This is a genomic window from Cellulosimicrobium sp. ES-005, assembly GCF_040448685.1.
Taxonomy (GTDB): Bacteria; Actinomycetota; Actinomycetes; order Actinomycetales; family Cellulomonadaceae; genus Cellulosimicrobium; species Cellulosimicrobium cellulans_G.
Genome location: NZ_CP159290.1, coordinates 4,452,072 through 4,469,323, shown reverse-complemented (window position 1 = coordinate 4,469,323; position 17,252 = coordinate 4,452,072). Strand labels below are relative to the sequence as shown.

Annotated in this window: 20 protein-coding genes; 5 read left to right on the top strand and 15 right to left on the bottom strand. The window is 75.0% G+C overall.

From position 1 onward, the window contains the following. Position 1: 1 nt before the first annotated feature. On the bottom strand, positions 2-442 hold the full coding sequence (locus ABRQ22_RS19925) for a helix-turn-helix domain-containing protein (RefSeq protein ID WP_353707939.1): 441 nt from the start codon (positions 440-442) through the stop codon (positions 2-4). Positions 443-597: 155 nt separating this feature from the next. Between ABRQ22_RS19925 and ABRQ22_RS19920 the strand changes: the two genes are divergently transcribed. After that, positions 598-963 carry a DoxX family protein gene (locus ABRQ22_RS19920; RefSeq protein WP_353707938.1) on the top strand — a complete coding sequence of 122 codons (366 nt, stop codon included), beginning with the start codon at positions 598-600 and terminating at the stop codon, positions 961-963. A 78-nt stretch (positions 964-1,041) separates the two neighbouring features. Here the strand turns inward: ABRQ22_RS19920 and ABRQ22_RS19915 are convergent, their stop codons facing one another. The 7 genes from ABRQ22_RS19915 to ABRQ22_RS19885 all read right to left on the bottom strand — a co-directional run bounded on the left by ABRQ22_RS19915 (position 1,042) and on the right by ABRQ22_RS19885 (position 7,760). Continuing rightward, positions 1,042-1,902, bottom strand: a complete 861-nt coding sequence (locus ABRQ22_RS19915) for a phosphotransferase (protein ID WP_353707937.1) — start codon at positions 1,900-1,902, stop codon at positions 1,042-1,044. 56 nt (positions 1,903-1,958) lie between these two features. Continuing rightward, positions 1,959-2,747, bottom strand: coding sequence for a membrane protein insertase YidC (gene yidC, locus ABRQ22_RS19910; protein WP_353707936.1), 789 nt, complete (start codon positions 2,745-2,747; stop codon positions 1,959-1,961). A gap of 122 nt (positions 2,748-2,869) precedes the next feature. Then, positions 2,870-3,154, bottom strand: coding sequence for a DUF6412 domain-containing protein (locus ABRQ22_RS19905; protein WP_253050995.1), 285 nt, complete (start codon positions 3,152-3,154; stop codon positions 2,870-2,872). A gap of 40 nt (positions 3,155-3,194) precedes the next feature. Beyond that, positions 3,195-3,644 carry a DUF779 domain-containing protein gene (locus ABRQ22_RS19900; RefSeq protein ID WP_253050993.1) on the bottom strand — a complete coding sequence of 150 codons (450 nt, stop codon included), beginning with the start codon at positions 3,642-3,644 and terminating at the stop codon, positions 3,195-3,197. A gap of 117 nt (positions 3,645-3,761) precedes the next feature. Next, positions 3,762-5,285, bottom strand: a complete 1,524-nt coding sequence (locus ABRQ22_RS19895) for an aldehyde dehydrogenase family protein (protein WP_353707935.1) — start codon at positions 5,283-5,285, stop codon at positions 3,762-3,764. 150 nt (positions 5,286-5,435) lie between these two features. After that, positions 5,436-6,746 carry a transcriptional regulator gene (locus ABRQ22_RS19890; protein WP_353707934.1) on the bottom strand — a complete coding sequence of 437 codons (1,311 nt, stop codon included), beginning with the start codon at positions 6,744-6,746 and terminating at the stop codon, positions 5,436-5,438. 60 nt (positions 6,747-6,806) lie between these two features. Then, on the bottom strand, positions 6,807-7,760 hold the full coding sequence (locus ABRQ22_RS19885; protein WP_353707933.1) for a LysR family transcriptional regulator: 954 nt from the start codon (positions 7,758-7,760) through the stop codon (positions 6,807-6,809). A 103-nt stretch (positions 7,761-7,863) separates the two neighbouring features. Between ABRQ22_RS19885 and ABRQ22_RS19880 the strand changes: the two genes are divergently transcribed. Then, a complete protein-coding gene (locus tag ABRQ22_RS19880; RefSeq protein ID WP_353707932.1) occupies positions 7,864-9,258 on the top strand; it encodes an aspartate aminotransferase family protein in 1,395 nt (464 codons plus the stop codon). A gap of 12 nt (positions 9,259-9,270) precedes the next feature. Here ABRQ22_RS19880 and ABRQ22_RS19875 read toward each other — a convergent pair whose 3' ends face one another. Then, complete coding sequence (locus ABRQ22_RS19875) at positions 9,271-9,798, bottom strand: class I SAM-dependent methyltransferase (RefSeq protein WP_353707931.1); 528 nt, start codon at positions 9,796-9,798, stop codon at positions 9,271-9,273. 157 nt (positions 9,799-9,955) lie between these two features. Here ABRQ22_RS19875 and ABRQ22_RS19870 point away from each other — a divergent pair, with 157 nt between their 5' ends. After that, a complete protein-coding gene (locus ABRQ22_RS19870; RefSeq protein ID WP_353707930.1) occupies positions 9,956-10,867 on the top strand; it encodes a sulfurtransferase in 912 nt (303 codons plus the stop codon). Positions 10,868-11,036: 169 nt separating this feature from the next. Then, positions 11,037-11,495 (top strand): SufE family protein, encoded by a 459-nt coding sequence (locus tag ABRQ22_RS19865; protein WP_353707929.1) that lies wholly within the window; start codon positions 11,037-11,039, stop codon positions 11,493-11,495. Positions 11,496-11,520: 25 nt separating this feature from the next. On the opposite strand, the gene ABRQ22_RS19860 is transcribed toward ABRQ22_RS19865, so the two are convergent. From ABRQ22_RS19860 to eda, 6 genes are all read right to left on the bottom strand, one after another. Beyond that, positions 11,521-12,507, bottom strand: coding sequence for a bile acid:sodium symporter family protein (locus ABRQ22_RS19860; RefSeq protein WP_253050985.1), 987 nt, complete (start codon positions 12,505-12,507; stop codon positions 11,521-11,523). Positions 12,508-12,528: 21 nt separating this feature from the next. Further along, complete coding sequence (locus ABRQ22_RS19855; protein ID WP_353707928.1) at positions 12,529-13,299, bottom strand: SDR family oxidoreductase; 771 nt, start codon at positions 13,297-13,299, stop codon at positions 12,529-12,531. A 25-nt stretch (positions 13,300-13,324) separates the two neighbouring features. Beyond that, a complete protein-coding gene (locus ABRQ22_RS19850; RefSeq protein ID WP_253050983.1) occupies positions 13,325-13,777 on the bottom strand; it encodes a zf-TFIIB domain-containing protein in 453 nt (150 codons plus the stop codon). A gap of 137 nt (positions 13,778-13,914) precedes the next feature. After that, on the bottom strand, positions 13,915-14,286 hold the full coding sequence (locus ABRQ22_RS19845; RefSeq protein WP_253050982.1) for a hypothetical protein: 372 nt from the start codon (positions 14,284-14,286) through the stop codon (positions 13,915-13,917). A gap of 181 nt (positions 14,287-14,467) precedes the next feature. Then, complete coding sequence (locus ABRQ22_RS19840; protein WP_353707927.1) at positions 14,468-15,589, bottom strand: sugar kinase; 1,122 nt, start codon at positions 15,587-15,589, stop codon at positions 14,468-14,470. Positions 15,590-15,592: 3 nt separating this feature from the next. Continuing rightward, complete coding sequence (gene eda / locus ABRQ22_RS19835) at positions 15,593-16,252, bottom strand: bifunctional 4-hydroxy-2-oxoglutarate aldolase/2-dehydro-3-deoxy-phosphogluconate aldolase (RefSeq protein ID WP_353707926.1); 660 nt, start codon at positions 16,250-16,252, stop codon at positions 15,593-15,595. A gap of 73 nt (positions 16,253-16,325) precedes the next feature. Here eda and ABRQ22_RS19830 point away from each other — a divergent pair, with 73 nt between their 5' ends. Beyond that, positions 16,326-17,222, top strand: a complete 897-nt coding sequence (locus tag ABRQ22_RS19830; RefSeq protein WP_353707925.1) for an IclR family transcriptional regulator — start codon at positions 16,326-16,328, stop codon at positions 17,220-17,222. The last annotated feature ends 30 nt before the right edge of the window (positions 17,223-17,252 follow it).

Sequence of the window (17,252 nt, the reverse complement as noted above, 5' to 3'; positions counted from 1 at the left end):
GTCAGCCCGCCGCGGGACCCCGCGCGTCGAACCGGTCGCGGTGGTCACGGATCGTGGTCGTGTTCTCCAGCGCCCACTCGACGAGCGCGAGCACGGGCGGCAGGAGGGTCGCGCCGAGGTCGGTCAGCGCGTAGTCGACGCGCGGCGGCACGACGGCGTGCACCGTGCGGCTCACCAGCCCGTCGCGCTCCAGCTGGCGCAGGTTGAGCGTGAGCATGCGCTGCGAGATCCCGTCGATGCCGTGCAGGAGCTCGGTGAACCGCTGCGGCCCGCCCGAGAGCATGCCCAGGATGAGGACGCTCCACTTGTCCCCGACCCGGTCGAGCACCGAACGCACCTCGCTCGTGGCCTCGGCCGCCGCGCACCCGCCGTCCGCCGGGATGCCGTGCCGCTCCGCGAGCTCGCGCACCACGGGCACGTGGGTGCTCGGCGTCGTGGTCATGGGGGGTCTCCGTCTCCAGGGCGTGCGGCTCCGTGTGCCTCTCGCACACGGGTGTGCCTTTTGTAGCGCCACCCATGGTTACCCATCATGTGCCCAGGCACAAAGAGTGACCGGCCGCCCTGGGCCGTCGCCGCCTCCCCTCGAAGGACTCGCGCATGAACGTCGCCCTGTGGATCGCCTCCGGTCTCCTCACCCTCGCCTTCCTCGGCGCCGGGCTCATGAAGGCCCTGCGCCCGATCCCCGTCCTCCAGGAGCAGATGCGGTGGGTGACGCCGGAGCGCACCGCGGGCGTGCGCGCGATCGGCTGGCTCGAGGTCGCGGGCGCCGTCGGCGTGATCCTGCCCTGGGCGCTCGGCGTCGCGCCGGTCCTCACGCCGGTCGCGGCGGTCGGGCTCGCGCTCACGCAGGTCGGCGCGATCCCGCTGCACGTGCGCCTCGGCGAGGCCAAGGCCGTGCCGGCGAACGTCGTGCTGCTCGCCCTGTCGGTGTTCGTCGCCGTGGGACGGTTCGCCGCGCTCTGAGCCCCGTGCCGCCCCTGGGCGGCGCCTGCTCCACGCGGGACTCGCGCGCGAGCGTGCCCCGCCGCGCGAGGGGCACGCTCAGCCCAGCGCGTGCACGAAGTCGACCCGCTGCGCCGCGAACCACGCCTCGTCCTCGCGGATGGCGTCCCCGACGCCGTCGTCCCACATGCGCTGCCAGCCGCCGCCCCGCGTCTGCGCCGCGTGCCGCATCGCGTACCAGCTCCGCGCGAACCGCTGCGCCAGCACGTCGAGCAGCGCGAGCCGCTCCGACCGGTCCAGCCCGTACGCCTCGGTGAGGATGCGCGCGCGCCGCGGCGCGTCGAGGCCCCGCAGGGCCTCCGGCCGCCTCTCGGGCGCGCTCACCGGCGCCCAGTAGCGCAGGGTCGTCGCCACGTCGAGCAGGCGCGTGGTCGGCGCGGCGAGGTCGAAGTCGACCACGCCGACGAGCCGGTGCGGACCCTGCGGGTCCTCGCCCGCCGGGACGAACAGCGCGTTCTCGACCGTGAGGTCGTTGTGCCCGACGACGTCCGGCACGTCGAACACGTCCGGCACCTCCGGGAACTGCACCCGCTCGGGCCACGCGACGCCGTCGGGCAGGACGACGTCGCGCGACACGGCGTGCAGGTCGCGCTGCCACTCGCCGAGCTGGACGAGCACGTCCTCGTCGGCCGCCCAGGCGTGCGGCGGCCGACCGCCCATCTCGCCCGGCAGGAACGTCACGACCTCCCGACCGTCGTCGTCGACACCGAGGAACCGCGGCGCGCGCTCGAAGCCCGCGCGCTCCAGGTGCAGCAGGTACGCCTCGACGGCAGGGCTGTGCGGGCCGCGCGGACGGCGGACCGTGGCGCCGCGCCGGACGATCCCGTCCGACACGTCACCGCCCAGCAGCGGGACCTCGACGTCGTCCGCGTCGTCGCGGTACGGGAGCAGATCGGTCATACCCGACACCCTCGCACGCGCGGCGGGCCCGTGACCAGGCCCGCCGCGCCGTCGCTCTACGCGACCGCGTCGAACGGGTACCGCCGACGCAGGACGAGCCGCTGCACGAGCGTCCACGTCACCGTCACGAGCAGGTACACCCCCGCGGCGAGCGGGACGAAGCACGCGATCACCGCGGTCATGAACTGCAGAGCACCGAGCGCGTTCTGCAGGGCGGGTCCCGCCGGGGCGCCAGGGGTTCCCGACGCGCCGGGGCCGGTCGGCGTCCGGGGCACGGCGAGGCGCCCGCCGGGCAGGCTGGCCCGACGCGTCAGCTCCCCGACGAGCGCGATCAGGAGCACGACCGTGCCGGCGACAGCGAGGGTCGGGAGTCCCGCCGCACCCGCACCGAGCGAGCCGACGAGGCTCGAACCGAGGGGTGCGCCCCACAGCGTGTGGCCCAGCAGCGCGTTGCCGTGCCCGGCGATCTGCGCATGGAGGAACAGCGCATAGACCACGCCGACCACCGGTGCTTGGGCGAGCATCGGCAGGCAGCCCGCGAACGGCGTCGTGCCCTCCGCGGCGTAGAGGTCGAGCGTCGCGCGCTGCAGCTTCTGCGGGTCGTGGCGGTGGCGGCGCTGGAGCTCCGCGAGCCGGGGCGCGAGACGCGCACGGTCACGCTCCGCCTTGGCCTGCGACACGCCCACGGGTACGAGCACGGCGCGGACGGCGAGCGTCAGGAGCACGACGGCCCCGGCGGCGGCCGCTCCTCCGGCGACGGGTTCCAGCAGGTGGGACAGGCCCATCAGGGCACGGTAGGCCGCGTCGAGCACGGTGGAGACGAGCGGGAGGTCGAGCAGGTTCATGGTGGTGTCCTCGGTCGAACGTGCGGGCTACGCGTTCGCCGATCACCCTGCGCCGGCAGGCAGGAGCACGCCCGCGGCGTCGTGCGCGCGGGGTACGGGTGCGGGAGGCCTCGGCCGGGTGATCAGCCGAGGAGACGGCCGGGCGCCCGTGGCCGGGCGCGGCCGGGTGCGTCCGGGTCGCTCTGGGTGACGACCGGCCCGACGTCGACCGTGTCGCGGAGCCGGCCCGCCGGGCGCGCTGCCACGCCGAGCGCGAGCGGGGCGCCCCAGCGTGCGGTCACCACGGCCACGGCCGCGACGAGGGCGGTCGCACCGAGGAGGAAGAGCGTGGCCGTGAGGGTCGACGTGCCGAGTAGGAGCGCGAGCGCCGACGCGACGTCGCGCGCGACGACGAGAAGGTCGTTCATCGCGCCCCTCCTCTCCGGTCCTGGGCGGCCGTGGCCCAGCCTAGGACACGTGGAGCGCCGACCACTCGTCGTCGGTGAGGAGACGCGACCGGATGATGAACCGCACGCCCTCCGGCGCCTCCACGCTGAACCCCGCGCCGCGGCCGGGCACGACGTCGATCGTCAGGTGGGTGTGCTTCCAGTACTCGAACTGCGCACGGCTCATCCACACGGGCACCGTGAACGCGCACGCGCCGCCGGGCTCGCCCGGTCCGCCGTCGTCCGGGACGACGGCGAGGTCGCCGAGGTGCACGTCGGCGTCGCCGAGCAGGAAGTCGCCCTGCGGGTAGCACATGGGCGACGACCCGTCGCAGCACCCGCCGGACTGGTGGAACATGAGCTCGCCGTGGACCGGCCGCAGCCGCGCGAGCAACGCCGCGGCGTCGTCGGTGAGCGCGACTCGCCCCGCGGGTGAGCGGTCCGAGTGAGGCGAGGGTACGTCGTCGGGCACGAGGACCTCCTGGGCACGGGACGAGAACGAGAATGCGCGCCGCCAAGAACGGGGTTGCTGTCTTTCCGGACATCAGAGCGACAGCAACCCCGTGTTCGGCGGGGTAGGGAGCGAGGGCTAGAAGAAGCCGAGCTTCTGGGCCGAGTAGGAGACCAGGAGGTTCTTCGTCTGCTGGTAGTGGTCGAGCATCATCTTGTGGTTCTCGCGCCCGACGCCGGAGCCCTTGTACCCGCCGAACGCGGCGGCGGCGGGGTACGCGTGGTAGCAGTTGGTCCACACGCGCCCGGCCTCGATGGTGCGGCCCGCGCGGTAGGCCGTGTTGCCCGACCGCGACCAGACGCCGGCCCCGAGCCCGTACAGGGTGTCGTTGGCGATCGTCATGGCGTCGTCGAAGTCGGAGAAGTCGGTCACGGCGACGACGGGCCCGAAGATCTCCTCCTGGAAGATCCGCATCGAGTTCTTGCCCTCGAAGATCGTGGGCGTCACGTAGTACCCGCCCGCGAGGTCGCCGCCCAGCTCGGCGCGCGACCCACCCGTGAGGACCTTCGCGCCCTCGGCCTTGCCGATCTCGATGTACGACAGGATCTTCTCGAGCTGGTCGTTCGACGCCTGCGCGCCGATCATCGTCTCGGTGTCGAGCGGGTTGCCCTGCCGCACCGCCTGCGTGCGCTCGATCGCGTCACCGAGGAACGTGTCGTAGATCGACGACTGGATGAGGGCGCGCGACGGGCACGTGCACACCTCGCCCTGGTTGAGGGCGAACATCGTGAACCCCTCGAGGGCCTTGTCGTAGAAGTCGTCCCGCGCGTCGGCGACGTCGGAGAAGAAGATGTTCGGCGACTTGCCGCCGAGCTCGAGCGTGACCGGGATGATGTTCTGGCTCGCGTACTGCATGATCAGGCGGCCGGTCGTCGTCTCGCCCGTGAACGCGATCTTGCGGATGCGCGGGCTGGACGCGAGCGGCTTGCCGGCCTCGACGCCGAACCCGTTGACGACGTTCACCACCCCGGGCGGCAGCAGGTCCCCGACGATGTCCATCAGGAAGAGGATCGACGCGGGCGTCTGCTCGGCGGGCTTGAGCACGACGCAGTTGCCCGCCGCGAGCGCCGGGGCGAGCTTCCACACGGCCATGAGGATCGGGAAGTTCCACGGGATGATCTGGCCGACGACGCCGAGCGGCTCGTGGAAGTGGTACGCGATGGTGTCCTCGTCGATCTCGGAGATCGACCCCTCCTGCGCGCGGATCGCGCCGGCGAAGTAGCGGAAGTGGTCGATCGCGAGCGGGATGTCGGCGGCGAGCGTCTCGCGGACGGGCTTGCCGTTCTCCCACGACTCGGCGACGGCGATCCGCTCGAGGTTCTCCTCCATGCGGTCGGCGATCTTGTTGAGGATGTTGGCGCGCTCGGTCGCGCTCGTGCGGCCCCACGACCGGGCGGCGCCGTGCGCGGCGTCGAGCGCGCGCTCGACGTCGTCGGAGTTCCCGCGGGCGACCTCGGTGAAGGTCCGGCCCGTCACGGGGCTCGGGTTCTCGAAGTACTGCCCGCCGGCCGGCGCGACGTACTCGCCGCCGATCCAGTGGTCGTACCGGGCCTTGTACTCGGCGATCGCCCCGTCCGTGCCGGGGGCTGCGTAGACCGTCATCGTCTGCCTCCTCGCAGTGCTGGCTCGCCGCGCCCCCAGGGAGGCCGGGCGGGAGATGCCCGACGGCGGTGCGCGGCACGGCGCCTCGTCGCGCCGTGGCACGACGCTAGGCGCCCGAGGGTTGCACGACCGTTGCAGCGGTGCGGGCGGTCAGCCCAGGTCGTCGTCGAGGAGGTCGAGGTGGGCGCGCGCGCGGACCCAGCGCGGGCTCCCGGGGTCGGCGAGGCCCTGGAGGAGGGTCCACGCCGCGTGGTCCTCGGCGCCGTCGTCGGTGCGGGTCCAGGCGTCGAGGACGTCGGCGTCGCGTGCGGAGACGGCGGCCGTGCGGAGCTCGGCCGCGAGCTCGGCACGCAGCCGCTCGACGGCGGGCGCGCCGGAGCGCGGGAGGAGCGGCGCGCGATAGGCGGCGATCGCTGCCCGGACGTCGCCGACGGCGAGCAGGTCGCGCACGTCGTCCGCGTCCGTGCGCAGCGGGCGCGCGAGCCGGTACGGGCGGGACCCGGCGAGGAGCGGGCCGGCGACGCGGCGCAGGCGCGAGACCTCGGCGCGCACCGTGACGTCGGAGAGGTGGCCCGGGTGCAGGAGCACGGCGAGCTCGTCCGCGGACAGGCCGCGCGGGTGCACCGCGAGCAGCGCGAGGATCTCGGCGTGCCGCAGGGAGAGGCGGTGCCCGAGGCCGTCCGGGGCGCGGAGGACGGGCGACGACCCGAGCACGAGCAGCTCGGGCGCGCCGTCGTGCGGTGGCGCGGGGACGGCCCCGGTGCCGTCGGTCGTCGGCGCCGCCACGCGCTGGGCCAGCTCACGCTCGAGGCTCAGCACCGTGGCGCGCACGAGCGAGAGCACGACGCCCGAGGCGGCCGACTGCCGGCCCGTGACGTCGAGGACGCCGAGGACGCGGCCGGTCCCGGGCTCGTGGATGGGGACCGCCGTGCAGCTGAACGCCTGGACGGGGCGCGAGAAGTGCTCGGCGCCGAGCACCTGCACGGCGCGGCGCGCGGCGAGCGCGGTGCCGGGCGCGTTCGTCCCGACCCGCTCCTCGCGCCACACCGATCCCTCGACGAACCCGACGCGCTCGACGGCGTCCCGCAGGGAGCGGCTGCCCTCGACCCACAGGAGCCGGCCCGCGTCGTCGGACACCGCGACGGCCAGGCCGTCGTCGGCCGCGGCGTCGACGACGAGCTCGCGCACCACCGGCATGACGGACGCCAGCGGGTGGGCGTCGCGGTAGGCGACGAGGTCGTCGTGGGCGAGCCCGGAGCCGGTGCGCGGACCCTCGGGGTCGACGCCGCTGTGCACGGACCGGCGCCACGAGTCGGCCACCACGGGGTGGATGCCGGGCGGGAGCACGCCGTCGACGAGGAAGGAGCGGTAGGCGGCGCGGACCGAGCGGGCGTCGCGGCGCGCGTCGGGGCGGCGCGGGTGCGCGTCCGAGCGCAGCGGCGGTGCGAGAGTGCGCGGCACGGGACCTCCCACGTCGTCGTGCGGTGCTGGGGCCCAGTGTAGGGCGCGCCCGTCGGCCCGCTACCGCGCGGCCGGGGCGGGCGCCCCGCCGCCCGCGGTCGCGGCGGCCGCGACGCGGCGCAGCCCGGCGAGGACGACGCTCGTCGCCGCGGTGGGCGGGGCACCCCGGCGCACGGCGGCGTAGACCGGTCGCGTCCGGGGCACCCGCAGCGGGCGCGCGACGACGTCGTAGCGCGGGTCGACGGCGAGGCCCGGCAGCAGCGCGACGGACAGGCCCGCCTCGACGTGGGCGAGCAGCAGCTCGTAGCTGGGGAGCCGCGCGACGACGCGCGGCTCGAACCCGGCGTCGCGGCAGGCGCTCTCGACGAGGGTCGAGAGGTACCGGCCGGGCAGGTCCGCGGCCCAGCGCGCGTCGGCGAGGTCGGCGAGGTCGACCAGGCCCTCCCCCACCACCGTCCCCGCCGGGGCGTCCGCCGACGCGTCGGTCGGCGCGACGAGGACGACCGGATCCTCGAGCAGCGGGACGGTCGCGACGTCGGGACCCGCGAGCCGCGCGCCGTCGAGCAGGTCGGCGGTCACCGCGACGTCGACGTCCGCGCGGCGCAGGGCCGGACCGCTCTCGCGCGGGTCGAGCTCGACGACCTCGACCTGGACCCGGGGGTGCTCGACGGCCAGCCGTCGCGCGAGCGGGATCACGAGGGCGCGCACGGCGCTCGAGAACGCCGCGACCCGGACGACCCCGGCGGGCTGCCCGTCGGGGTGGGCGAGCTCCGCCTCCGCGAGCGCCATCTGGTCGAGGATCACGCGCGCGTGCCGGGCGAGGGTGCGGCCCGCGGGCGTGAGGCGCACGCGCCGCCCGGTCCGCTCGACGAGGCGCGCCCCGGTCTCCGCCTCGAGCGCCGCGAGCTGCGCGGAGACCGCGGACGGGCTGAGGTGCAGGGACGCGCCGACCGCGCGCACGGTCCCGAGGCTCTCGAGCCGGGCGAGGATCTGCAGCCGGGCGGCGTTGAGCACGTGGTCCTCCGTCCCGGTCGGCTCCCGTTGTGCGTCTTCTCCGCACAGACTGTACGAGAACTCGTGCTGTACGTGCACAGGGCGACGTCCCTACGCTCGGGACATGGCTGCCGTCCCGTCCCCCGCCGTCGCCTCGTCGACCCCCTCGGTCCCGTCCCTGACCCCGTCCGCGGCGCTCGACGCCGCGACGTTCTGGGCCGATGCCGACCGGCACCTCGTGCGGTACGGAGGGCCCTTCACGCCCGAGATCGTGGAGAGCGCGTCGGGCAGCTTCGTCACGACGGCCGACGGCCGCCGGGTCCTCGACTTCACGTCGGGCCAGATGAGCGCGATCCTCGGGCACAGCCACCCGGCGATCGTCGAGACGGTGCGGAACCAGGTCGGGACGCTCGACCACCTCTTCTCCGGGATGCTCTCGCGCCCGGTCGTCGACCTCGCCCGCCGGCTGGCGGCCACGCTGCCCGACCCGCTCGAGAAGGTCCTGCTCCTCACGACCGGCGCCGAGTCCAACGAGGCGGCGATCCGCATGGCGAAGCTCGTCACGGGCCGGCACGAGGTCGTCTCGCTCGCCGGGTCGTGGCACGGCATGACGCACGCCGCCGCCGCGGCGACGTACAGCGCGGGGCGCCGCGGGTACGGCCCGACGGCGCCCGGCAACCTCGTCATCCCCGTGCCCAACGCGTACCGCCCCGACCACGTCACCCCCGACGGCGGCCACGACTGGCGCCGCCAGCTCGACCTCGCGTTCGACCTCGTGGACGTGCAGTCCACGGGCAGCCTCGCGGCGTGCATCGTCGAGCCGATCCTCAGCTCGGGCGGGATCGTCGAGCTGCCGGCGGGCTACCTCGCGGCGCTGCGCGACAAGTGCCACGAGCGCGGGATGCTGCTCGTCCTCGACGAGGCGCAGACCGCGCTGTGCCGGACCGGCTCCTGGTACGCGTTCGAGGGCCGCGACGGCGAGGAGCCCGTGGTGCCGGACATCCTTACGGTCTCGAAGACGCTCGGCGCGGGTCTGCCGCTCGCGGCCGTCGTCACGAGCGCCGAGATCGAGGAGCGCGCGCACGAGCGCGGCTTCCTGTTCTTCACGACGCACGTCTCCGACCCCCTGGTCGCGGCGGTCGGGAACACCGTCCTCGATGTGCTCGAGGCGGAGCAGATGGACGCCCGCGTGCGCGTGCTCGGCGACCGCCTGCGCGCCGGGCTGCTCGACCTCCAGGAGCGCCACGCCACGGTCGGCGACGTGCGCGGGCGGGGCCTGCTCCAGGGCATCGAGCTCGTGCTCGACCGCGAGACGAAGGAGGGCGCCGACGCGCTCGGCGCCCTCGTCACCCGGCGGGCGCTGGACCTCGGGCTCCACATGAACGTCGTGCAGCTCCGGGGCATGGGCGGCGTGTTCCGCATCGCGCCGCCGCTCACGGTGAGCGAGGAGGAGCTCGACCTCGGGCTCGACCTCCTCGACCGCGCGCTCGGCGAGGCGGAGCGCGAGCTGCTCGGCTGAGCCGCTCCCGGGTCACCACCCGGCGCGCGAGCGTCGGGCCCCGACGGCCACCACGCCCTCGCGCACGACGACCGGCGCGCCCAGCCCGGGGACGGCGAGCGACGCGCGGACGCCGTCGAGGACACGGCCGTCGTCTCCACCCGGCGTCTCGTAGACCAGCCAGAGCGCGCCGCCCGGGACGAGCAGGGCCGCGAGCGCGCTCGCCTCCGTGCACGCCGCGCGGGTCCAGAAGACGTTGACGTTCACCGCGAGGACGACGTCGAACGGGCCACCGACGGTGTCGGCGAGGTCAGGGTCCGTGACGTCCCCCTGCCGCACGATGAGCCGGCCGCGGTCGACCGCGGCGCGGTTGCGGGCCGTCGTGCGAGCGACGGCCGTCGCGGACCGGTCGACCGCGACGTAGCGCACACCGGGGTGGCGCGCGAGGACCAGCTCGGCGGCCGCGCCGGGCCCCGGCCCGATCTCGAGCACGACCTCGTCGCCGCGCAGGTCGAGCAGCGCGACGGCACGCTGGACCCGGTCCGGGACGACGCCGACCACGGGTCCAGTCTGACGGGGTGCGAGCCCGTCGGCAGCCTGCGTTTACACCGTCTCAGCATGCGCGACGGGCCTTCCGTGATGCGGACAGCCGACCTAGCCTGACGATCGGACGGACCACCACCTCGGACACCCCAGCTCCCGCCGCACGGAGGACACCATGCCCGCACCGCTCGACACCACCGAGAAGATCACCCAGTACGCCCACCCCGACCGCCTCGTGAGCACGGACTGGCTCGCCGAGCACCTCGGTCAGCCGGGCATCGTCGTCGTCGAGTCCGACGAGGACGTGCTGCTCTACGAGACCGGTCACATCCCCGGTGCGGTGAAGATCGACTGGCACACCGACCTCAACGACCCCGACACGCGCGACTACATCGACGGCAAGGGCTTCGCCCAGCTCCTCGGCGGCAAGGGCATCGGTCGTGACACGACGATCGTCGTCTACGGCGACAAGAACAACTGGTGGGCCGCGTACGCCGCGTGGGTCTTCACGCTGTTCGGCCACGAGGACGTGCGCCTGCTCGACGGCGGCCGCGGCAAGTGGATCGCGGAGGGCCGCGAGGTCACGACCGACGTCCCCGCGCCGGAGGCCGTCGAGTACCCGGTCGTCGAGCGCGACGACGTGACGATCCGCGCGTTCAAGGAGGACGTCCTCGCGCACATCGGCAACGGCCCGCTCGTCGACATCCGCTCCCCGCAGGAGTACACGGGCGAGCGCCTGCACATCCCGGACTACCCGGAGGAGGGCGTGCTGCGCGGCGGTCACATCCCGACGGCGCGCAACGTCCCGTGGGCGACCGCGGTCGCCGAGGACGGCACGTACAAGTCGCGCGAGCAGCTCGAGGCGATCTACCAGGAGGGCGGCCTCGGCCTCGCGACGGACGACGAGGTCGTCACGTACTGCCGCATCGGCGAGCGCTCGAGCCACACGTGGTTCGCGCTGACCTACCTGCTCGGGTTCGACAAGGTGCGCAACTACGACGGCTCGTGGACCGAGTGGGGCAACGCCGTGCGCGTCCCGATCGTCAAGGGCGAGGAGGCCGGCGAGGCTCCCGCGGCGCTCAACTGACGCACCGCTCGCACCTCACGCCCGGCGTGCCCGACGGCGCGCGGCCGGCCCCTCGTGGGCCCGCCGCGCGCCGTCGGCGTCTGCCGCCGGGCATACGGCGAGCGCGTCGGGCGTTCCGCACGGTGGGACCAGGTCCCGGCCGCACGCCCCCGATGCAAGGATCGACACCATGAGCTCCTCGCCCGACGCCTCGTCCCTGCCCGCGGCCCTCGCGGAGATCCGCGAGGACTTCCTCGCGCTGCCGGAGCGCGAGCGCCTCCAGCTCCTGCTCGAGTTCGCGAACGAGCTGCCCGACCTCCCGGAGCGCTACGCGAGCGCGCCCGGTCTGCTCGAGCGCATCGAGGAGTGCCAGTCGCCCGTGCGCGCGTTCGCGGAGGTCGACGACGACGGCGTCGTGCACTTCTTCGCGACCGCGCCCGCCGAGGCGCCGACGACGCGCGGGTTCGCGTCGATCCTCGCGCAGGGGCTGTCGGGCCTGACGGTGCAGGAGGTGCTCGACGTGCCGGACGACTTCCCCATGTCGATCGGCCTCACGCGGGCCGTGAGCCCGCTGCGCATCGGCGGCATGAACGGCATGCTCACGCGCGCCAAGCGCCAGGTGCGCGAGCAGGTCGCCGCGCGCCCCTGATCCGGGGTCCCGCCGGCACCGGCGGTCAGTCGCGGAGCGCGAGGCGCCGCGCGAGGACGGCGCAGACGACGAGCTGGAGCTGGTGGAACACGATCACCGGGACGGCGACGACGCCGGCCACGGCGACCGGGAACAGCACGCTCGCCATCGGCAGGCCCGTGGCGAGCGACTTCTTGGACCCGCACATGAGGAGCGCGACCCGGTCCTCGGTCGAGAGCCGCAGGGCCGCCCCACCCCACCAGGTGAGCGCGAGCATCGCCGCGAGGACGAGCGCGCTCACGACGAGCAGCGCGACGATCGACCAGCCGGACACGCTCGACCACACGCCCGCCGAGGACGCGGCGGCGACGGCGCCGAACACGACGACGAGGATCGTGCCGCGGTCGACGCCGAGCGTGAGCCAGCGCCGCGCGCGGACCCAGTCCCCGACCCACGGCTGGAGGAGCTGCCCGACGACGAACGGCAGCAGGAGCTGGAGCAGCACCGTGCGCAGGCCGCCGAGCCCGCCCGTGGGACCGTCGGCTCCCCCGGCAGCGCCGCCGGGACCGCTCATGAGCCAGAGCACGAGCAGCGGCGTGACGATCATCCCGGCGACGTTCGAGACGGTCGCCCCGCAGATCGCCCCGGCGACGTTGCCGCGCGCGACCGACGTGAACGCGACGGACGACTGCACGGTCGAGGGCAGCAGGGACAGGTAGAGCACGCCCGCGGCGAGCGGCGCCCCGACGAGCGGCTCGATCGCCCACGCCGTGACGAGCCCGAGCACCGGGAAGACGACGTACGTCGCCGCGAGGATCCCGCCCTGGAGGCGCCAGTTCCGCAGTCCCGCCCACACCTCGCGCGTGGACAGGCGCATGCCGTAGACGAGGAAGAGGACCGTGACCGCGACGTCCGCGACGACGTCGACCACGCGCTGCGCGCCCGGCCCCACCGGCACGACGAGCCCGAGCACGAGCACGACGAGCAGCGTGACGACGAACGGGTCGACCCACCTGCTCAGGACTGCACGCACGGGGACCGAGCCTAGCCCGGGTCAGAACAGGGTGTAGCCGCCGTCGACCGTCACGACCGCGCCGGTCATGAAGCTCGAGGCCGCGCTCGCGAGGAACACGACGGGCGGGCCGATCTCCTCGGGCTCGGCCCAGCGCCGCATCGCGGCGGGCGCGACGCAGTCGTCGTAGTACTCGGGCTGGTCGACGGGCGACGCCTCGGTGCGCACGTACCCGGGCGCGACGGCGTTGACGCGGATGCCGTGCGGCGCCCACTCGGCGGCGAGGCCCTTGGTGAGCTGGTGCACCGCCGCCTTGGACGCGAGGTAGGCGGGCTGCCAGCGCGGCCGGTTGACGATCGACGCCGACATCGAGCCGACGTTGACGATCGTCCCCGGACGCCCGTCGGCGACCAGGGCGCGGGCCACCGCGCGCGAGCAGTACCAGACGCCGTCGAGGTTCGTCGCGAGCGTGCGGTGCCACACGTCGTCGTCGATCTCGAGCGCCGCCCCGCCGATCGAGATCCCCGCGTTGTTGACGAGCACGTCGACCGTCCCGAGGTCCGCGGCCGCGCGCCCGACGACGTCGTCGACCTGCGCGCGGTCCGTCACGTCGAGCGCGTACCCGCGCGCGTCGATCCCGTCCGCCCGCAGCGCGGCGGCCGCGTCCTGCGCGGCCCGCGTCGTGGTCGCGGTGAGCGCGACCCGCGCCCCGGCCTCGCCGAGCGCGTGGGCGACGGCACGCCCGATTCCCCGGCTCCCGCCGGTGAGCAGGGCCGTGCGGCCGACGAGCGAGAACGAGTCGAGGACGGTCACGCGGGACAGTCGACCACGGGCCGCGTCAGAAGTCGAAGAGGTCCTCGAGCCACGACTCCTTCTTCTTCCGCTTGCGGTAGCGAGGGTCGTAGCCGTCGCGCCCGTCGTAGCGCCGGTCGCGGTCGTCGCGGTAGCGGTCGTCGCGGTAGCGGTCGTCGCCGTACTGGTCGTTCCGGTAGCGGTCGCGGTCGTCATACCGGCGGTCGTCGCGGCGCTCGCCGTAGCCGGGCGTGCCGTAGTCCGCGGCGGGCGCCGGCGGGTACGACGTCGGGGCGGGGGCGGCCGGGGACCCGACCGGGGCCGCCGCAGCGGCCGGACCCGCGGCCTCGGCGGCGATCTCGCTCTCCAGCGAGCGGTCGATGATCTTGTCGAGCTCCCCGCGGTCGAGCCACACGCCGCGGCACGTCGGGCAGTAGTCGATCTCCACGCCCTTGCGCTCCGTCATGACGAGCACGGTCTGGTCGGTGGGGCACAGCATGAGGTCCTCCGCTCGGGTGGGCGTCGTCCGTCCGACTCGCGGCACGGGTGCTGGCAGTCCAACGCGCCACGTACCCGGAGGGTTCCCGCGGCCGGGGTGCGCGCGGACCGCCCGGGCTGCCGCGGCGGCGCCGCGCCTCAGCCCTCGTCCGCCGCGAGCTGCTCGCGCAGCTCCTCGACGAGGTGCCGCTCGTCGTCGAGGGCCGCGAGCGCGTCCGCGAGCAGGGGCAGCGCCTCGGCGCCCGCGAGGAACCGGGCCGCACCGGCGTCGTCGTGCAGCCGCAGCGCGAGCTCGGCGCGCAGGACGAGCGCGCGGAACCGGAGGGGCTCCGAGACGGTGCGGGCACGGACGCCCTCGGCGTCGAACGCGCGGTCGAGCACCCGGGCGGCCCCGGCGGCGTCCCCCGCGCCCCGCAGGATCCGCGCGTGCTCGACGGCTCGGGCCAGGTCGGGAGCGGGATCGACGCGCCGTCGAGGCAGGTTCGGCGCGAACGACTCGCGTCCCGACACGTCCACCTCCCGAGCTGCCCCCACGACCGCTCGACCACCCTAACCCCGGCCCGCGCGCGCTGCCCGAGATGCCCCGAACGCGGAGAACGGGCGACCTGGCGCCCCACGCCGGAGACCGCGGACGCGGCACGGGGCATCGACCGACCGGCCGACGCCCCGTGCCGCGCTCTCGCGACCCCGGTCAGCGCTGGACGCGCGCGCTGCCGCCCGAGGCCAGCTTGCGCACCTCGGCGAGCGACGCCGTCGACGTGTCGCCCGGCGTCGTCATGGCGAGGGCGCCGTGCGCGGCGCCGTACTCGACCGCCTCGTGGATCGAGCCGAGCTCCATGAGCCCGTACGCGAGGCCCGACGCGAACGAGTCGCCGCCGCCCACGCGGTCGAGGATCTCCAGGCCGGGGCGGTGCGTCGCCTCGGCGAAGCCCTGGACGCGCGACCACGCGACGGCGCCCCAGTCGTTGACGGTCGCGGTCCTCACGCCGCGCAGCGTCGTCGCGACGACCTGGAAGTTGGGGTACTCCTCGGCGGCCCGCGCGATCATCGCGCGGAAGGCTCCGGTGTCGAGGTCGGTGAGGTTCTCGTCGACGCCCTCCACCTCGAAGCCCAGCGAGGCCGTGAAGTCCTCCTCGTTGCCGATCATCACGTCGACGTAGCGGGCCAGGCGGCGGTTGACCTCCTGCGCGCGCTCGACGCCGCCGATGCCCGTCCAGAGCGAGGGACGGTAGTTGAGGTCGTAGGACACGATCGTGCCGTGCCGACGCGCGGCGGCCATGGCCGCCTCCGCGACGTCCGCGGACGACTCGGACAGCGCGGCGAAGATGCCGCCCGTGTGGAACCAACGGACGCCGCTGCCGAACACGTCGTCCCAGTCGACGTCGTCGGGCCGGAGCTGGGCGATCGCCGTGTTGCCGCGGTCGGAGACGCCGACCGCGCCGCGCACGCCGAAACCGCGCTCGGTGAAGTTGAGCCCGTTCCGCACGGTGCGGCCGATGCCGTCGTACTCGCGCCACTGCACCCAGCGCGTGTCGAGGCCGCCGGTGAGCATGAGGTCCTCGACGAGGCGGCCGACCTCGTTGTCCGCGAGCGCGGTGACGACGGCGCCGCGCAGGCCGAAGGCACGGCGCAGCCCGCGCGCGACGTTGTACTCGCCGCCGCCCTCCCACGCGTCGAAGCTGCGGGCGGTCTTGATGCGGCGCTCGCCCGGGTCGAGGCGGAGCATGACCTCGCCGAGGGCGACGACGTCGTAGGCGCACTCGTCCGCGGGTCGGAGAGCGAGCGGGGGCTGGTTCCGGGTCGTGTCGGGCACGGGTCAGGCTCCTTCGGCGGGGTGGGGGGCCGTCGCGGCGAGCTCGACGGCCTCGCGCGTGCGGCGGGTGATCTCGGCGGTGTCCCCCGCGCGCACGAGCGCGGCGTCGACCATCCAGGAGCCGCCGGCCGCGAGCACCGACGGCAGCGCGAGGTAGTCGAGCAGGTTGGCGGCGCTCACACCGCCGGTCGGGACGAAGCGCAGGCCCGGGAAGGGCGCGGAGAACGCCTTGACGGCCGCGGGGCCGCCGACGACGTTGGCCGGGAAGAGCTTCACGGCGTCGAGGCCGAGGTCGAGCGCGGCGATGACGTCCGACGGCGTCGCGACCCCGGGCAGGACCGGCACCCCGAGCTCCTGCGCACGACGCACGACGGCGGCCGAGAGCCCGGGCGAGACGAGGAACCGCGCCCCGGCCTCGACGGCCTCGTCGACCTGGGCCGCGTTGACCACGGTCCCCGCGCCGACGAGCACGTCCGGCACCTCGCGCGCGATCGCCTCGATCGCGGCGCGGGCACCCGCGGTGCGGAGGGTGACCTCCGCGACCGGCAGCCCGCCGTCGCGCAGCGCGGTCGCGACGAGCACGCCCTGCGCCGCGTCGTCGACGACGACGACCGGCACGACGCGGGCACGCGCGATCGTCTCGATGGGTCCGTGGGATGACATCCTCGCTCCGTTTCGCTATGGTGAACGCCTGTTGTTCACTACGGAACGCACTCTAGGCGAAGGAGCCACGACGATGGAAGCCGGGAGCACGGCGTCCCCCCTGCCGGAGGGCAGCGAGCACGCGGCGGGCGGGCACGCCGCGAGCCCGCTCGGGAGCGTCGACAAGGCGCTGACCGCGCTCGAGGCGCTCGCCGCGGCCGGCCCCGGCGGGGTGGCCCTCGGCGACCTCGCACGCTCGCTCGGGCTGCACAAGGCCTCGCTGCACCGCACGCTCGCGGCGCTGCGCCACCGGGGCTACGCCGAGCAGGACGCCACGACGGGCGACTACCGGCTGGGCCCCGCGGCGACCGCGCTCGCGACGGTGTACCTCGGCGAGGAGAACCTGCCCGCGCTCCTGCACCCGGTGCTCGTCGCGGTCTGCCGGGCGACGGACGAGCTCGTGCACCTCGGCGCCCTCGCCGGGACCGAGATCGTCTACCTCGACAAGGTCGAGCCCGCGCGCGCCGTGCGCGTCTGGTCGGCCGTCGGCCGACGTCGCCCCGCGGCCACCACGGCCCTGGGGCGCGCGCTGCTGGCCCACCGCCCCCTGGACGACGCCGCCCTCGCCTGGTACGCGGCGGCAGCCCCCGACGAGCACCCCGTCACCGCGGCCGCGCTCCGCGCGACGTGCGACGCGACCCGTGCGAGCGGGTTCGCGACCGAGACGGAGGAGAACGAGCCGGGCATCAGCTGCGTCGCCCTGCCCGTGCTGCGCGAGGGCCAGTCCGTCGCCGCGGTGAGCGTCACCGCGCCCGCCGAGCGGCTCGGGGCGCGTCGGCGCCGGGAGATCGAGGCGGTCCTGCGCGAGGTCGTCCCGCCGCTGCTGCCGCCGACGCTCACCGTGCCGGACGCCGTGCTCGGTCGGCCCGGTCGACCCGGAGGTCCCGTCGCGGGGGGACCGCGTCGACCGGCGACGCCCGCAGGGCTGTGAGAGAGTTCAACCGCAGCACGACGGAATGAC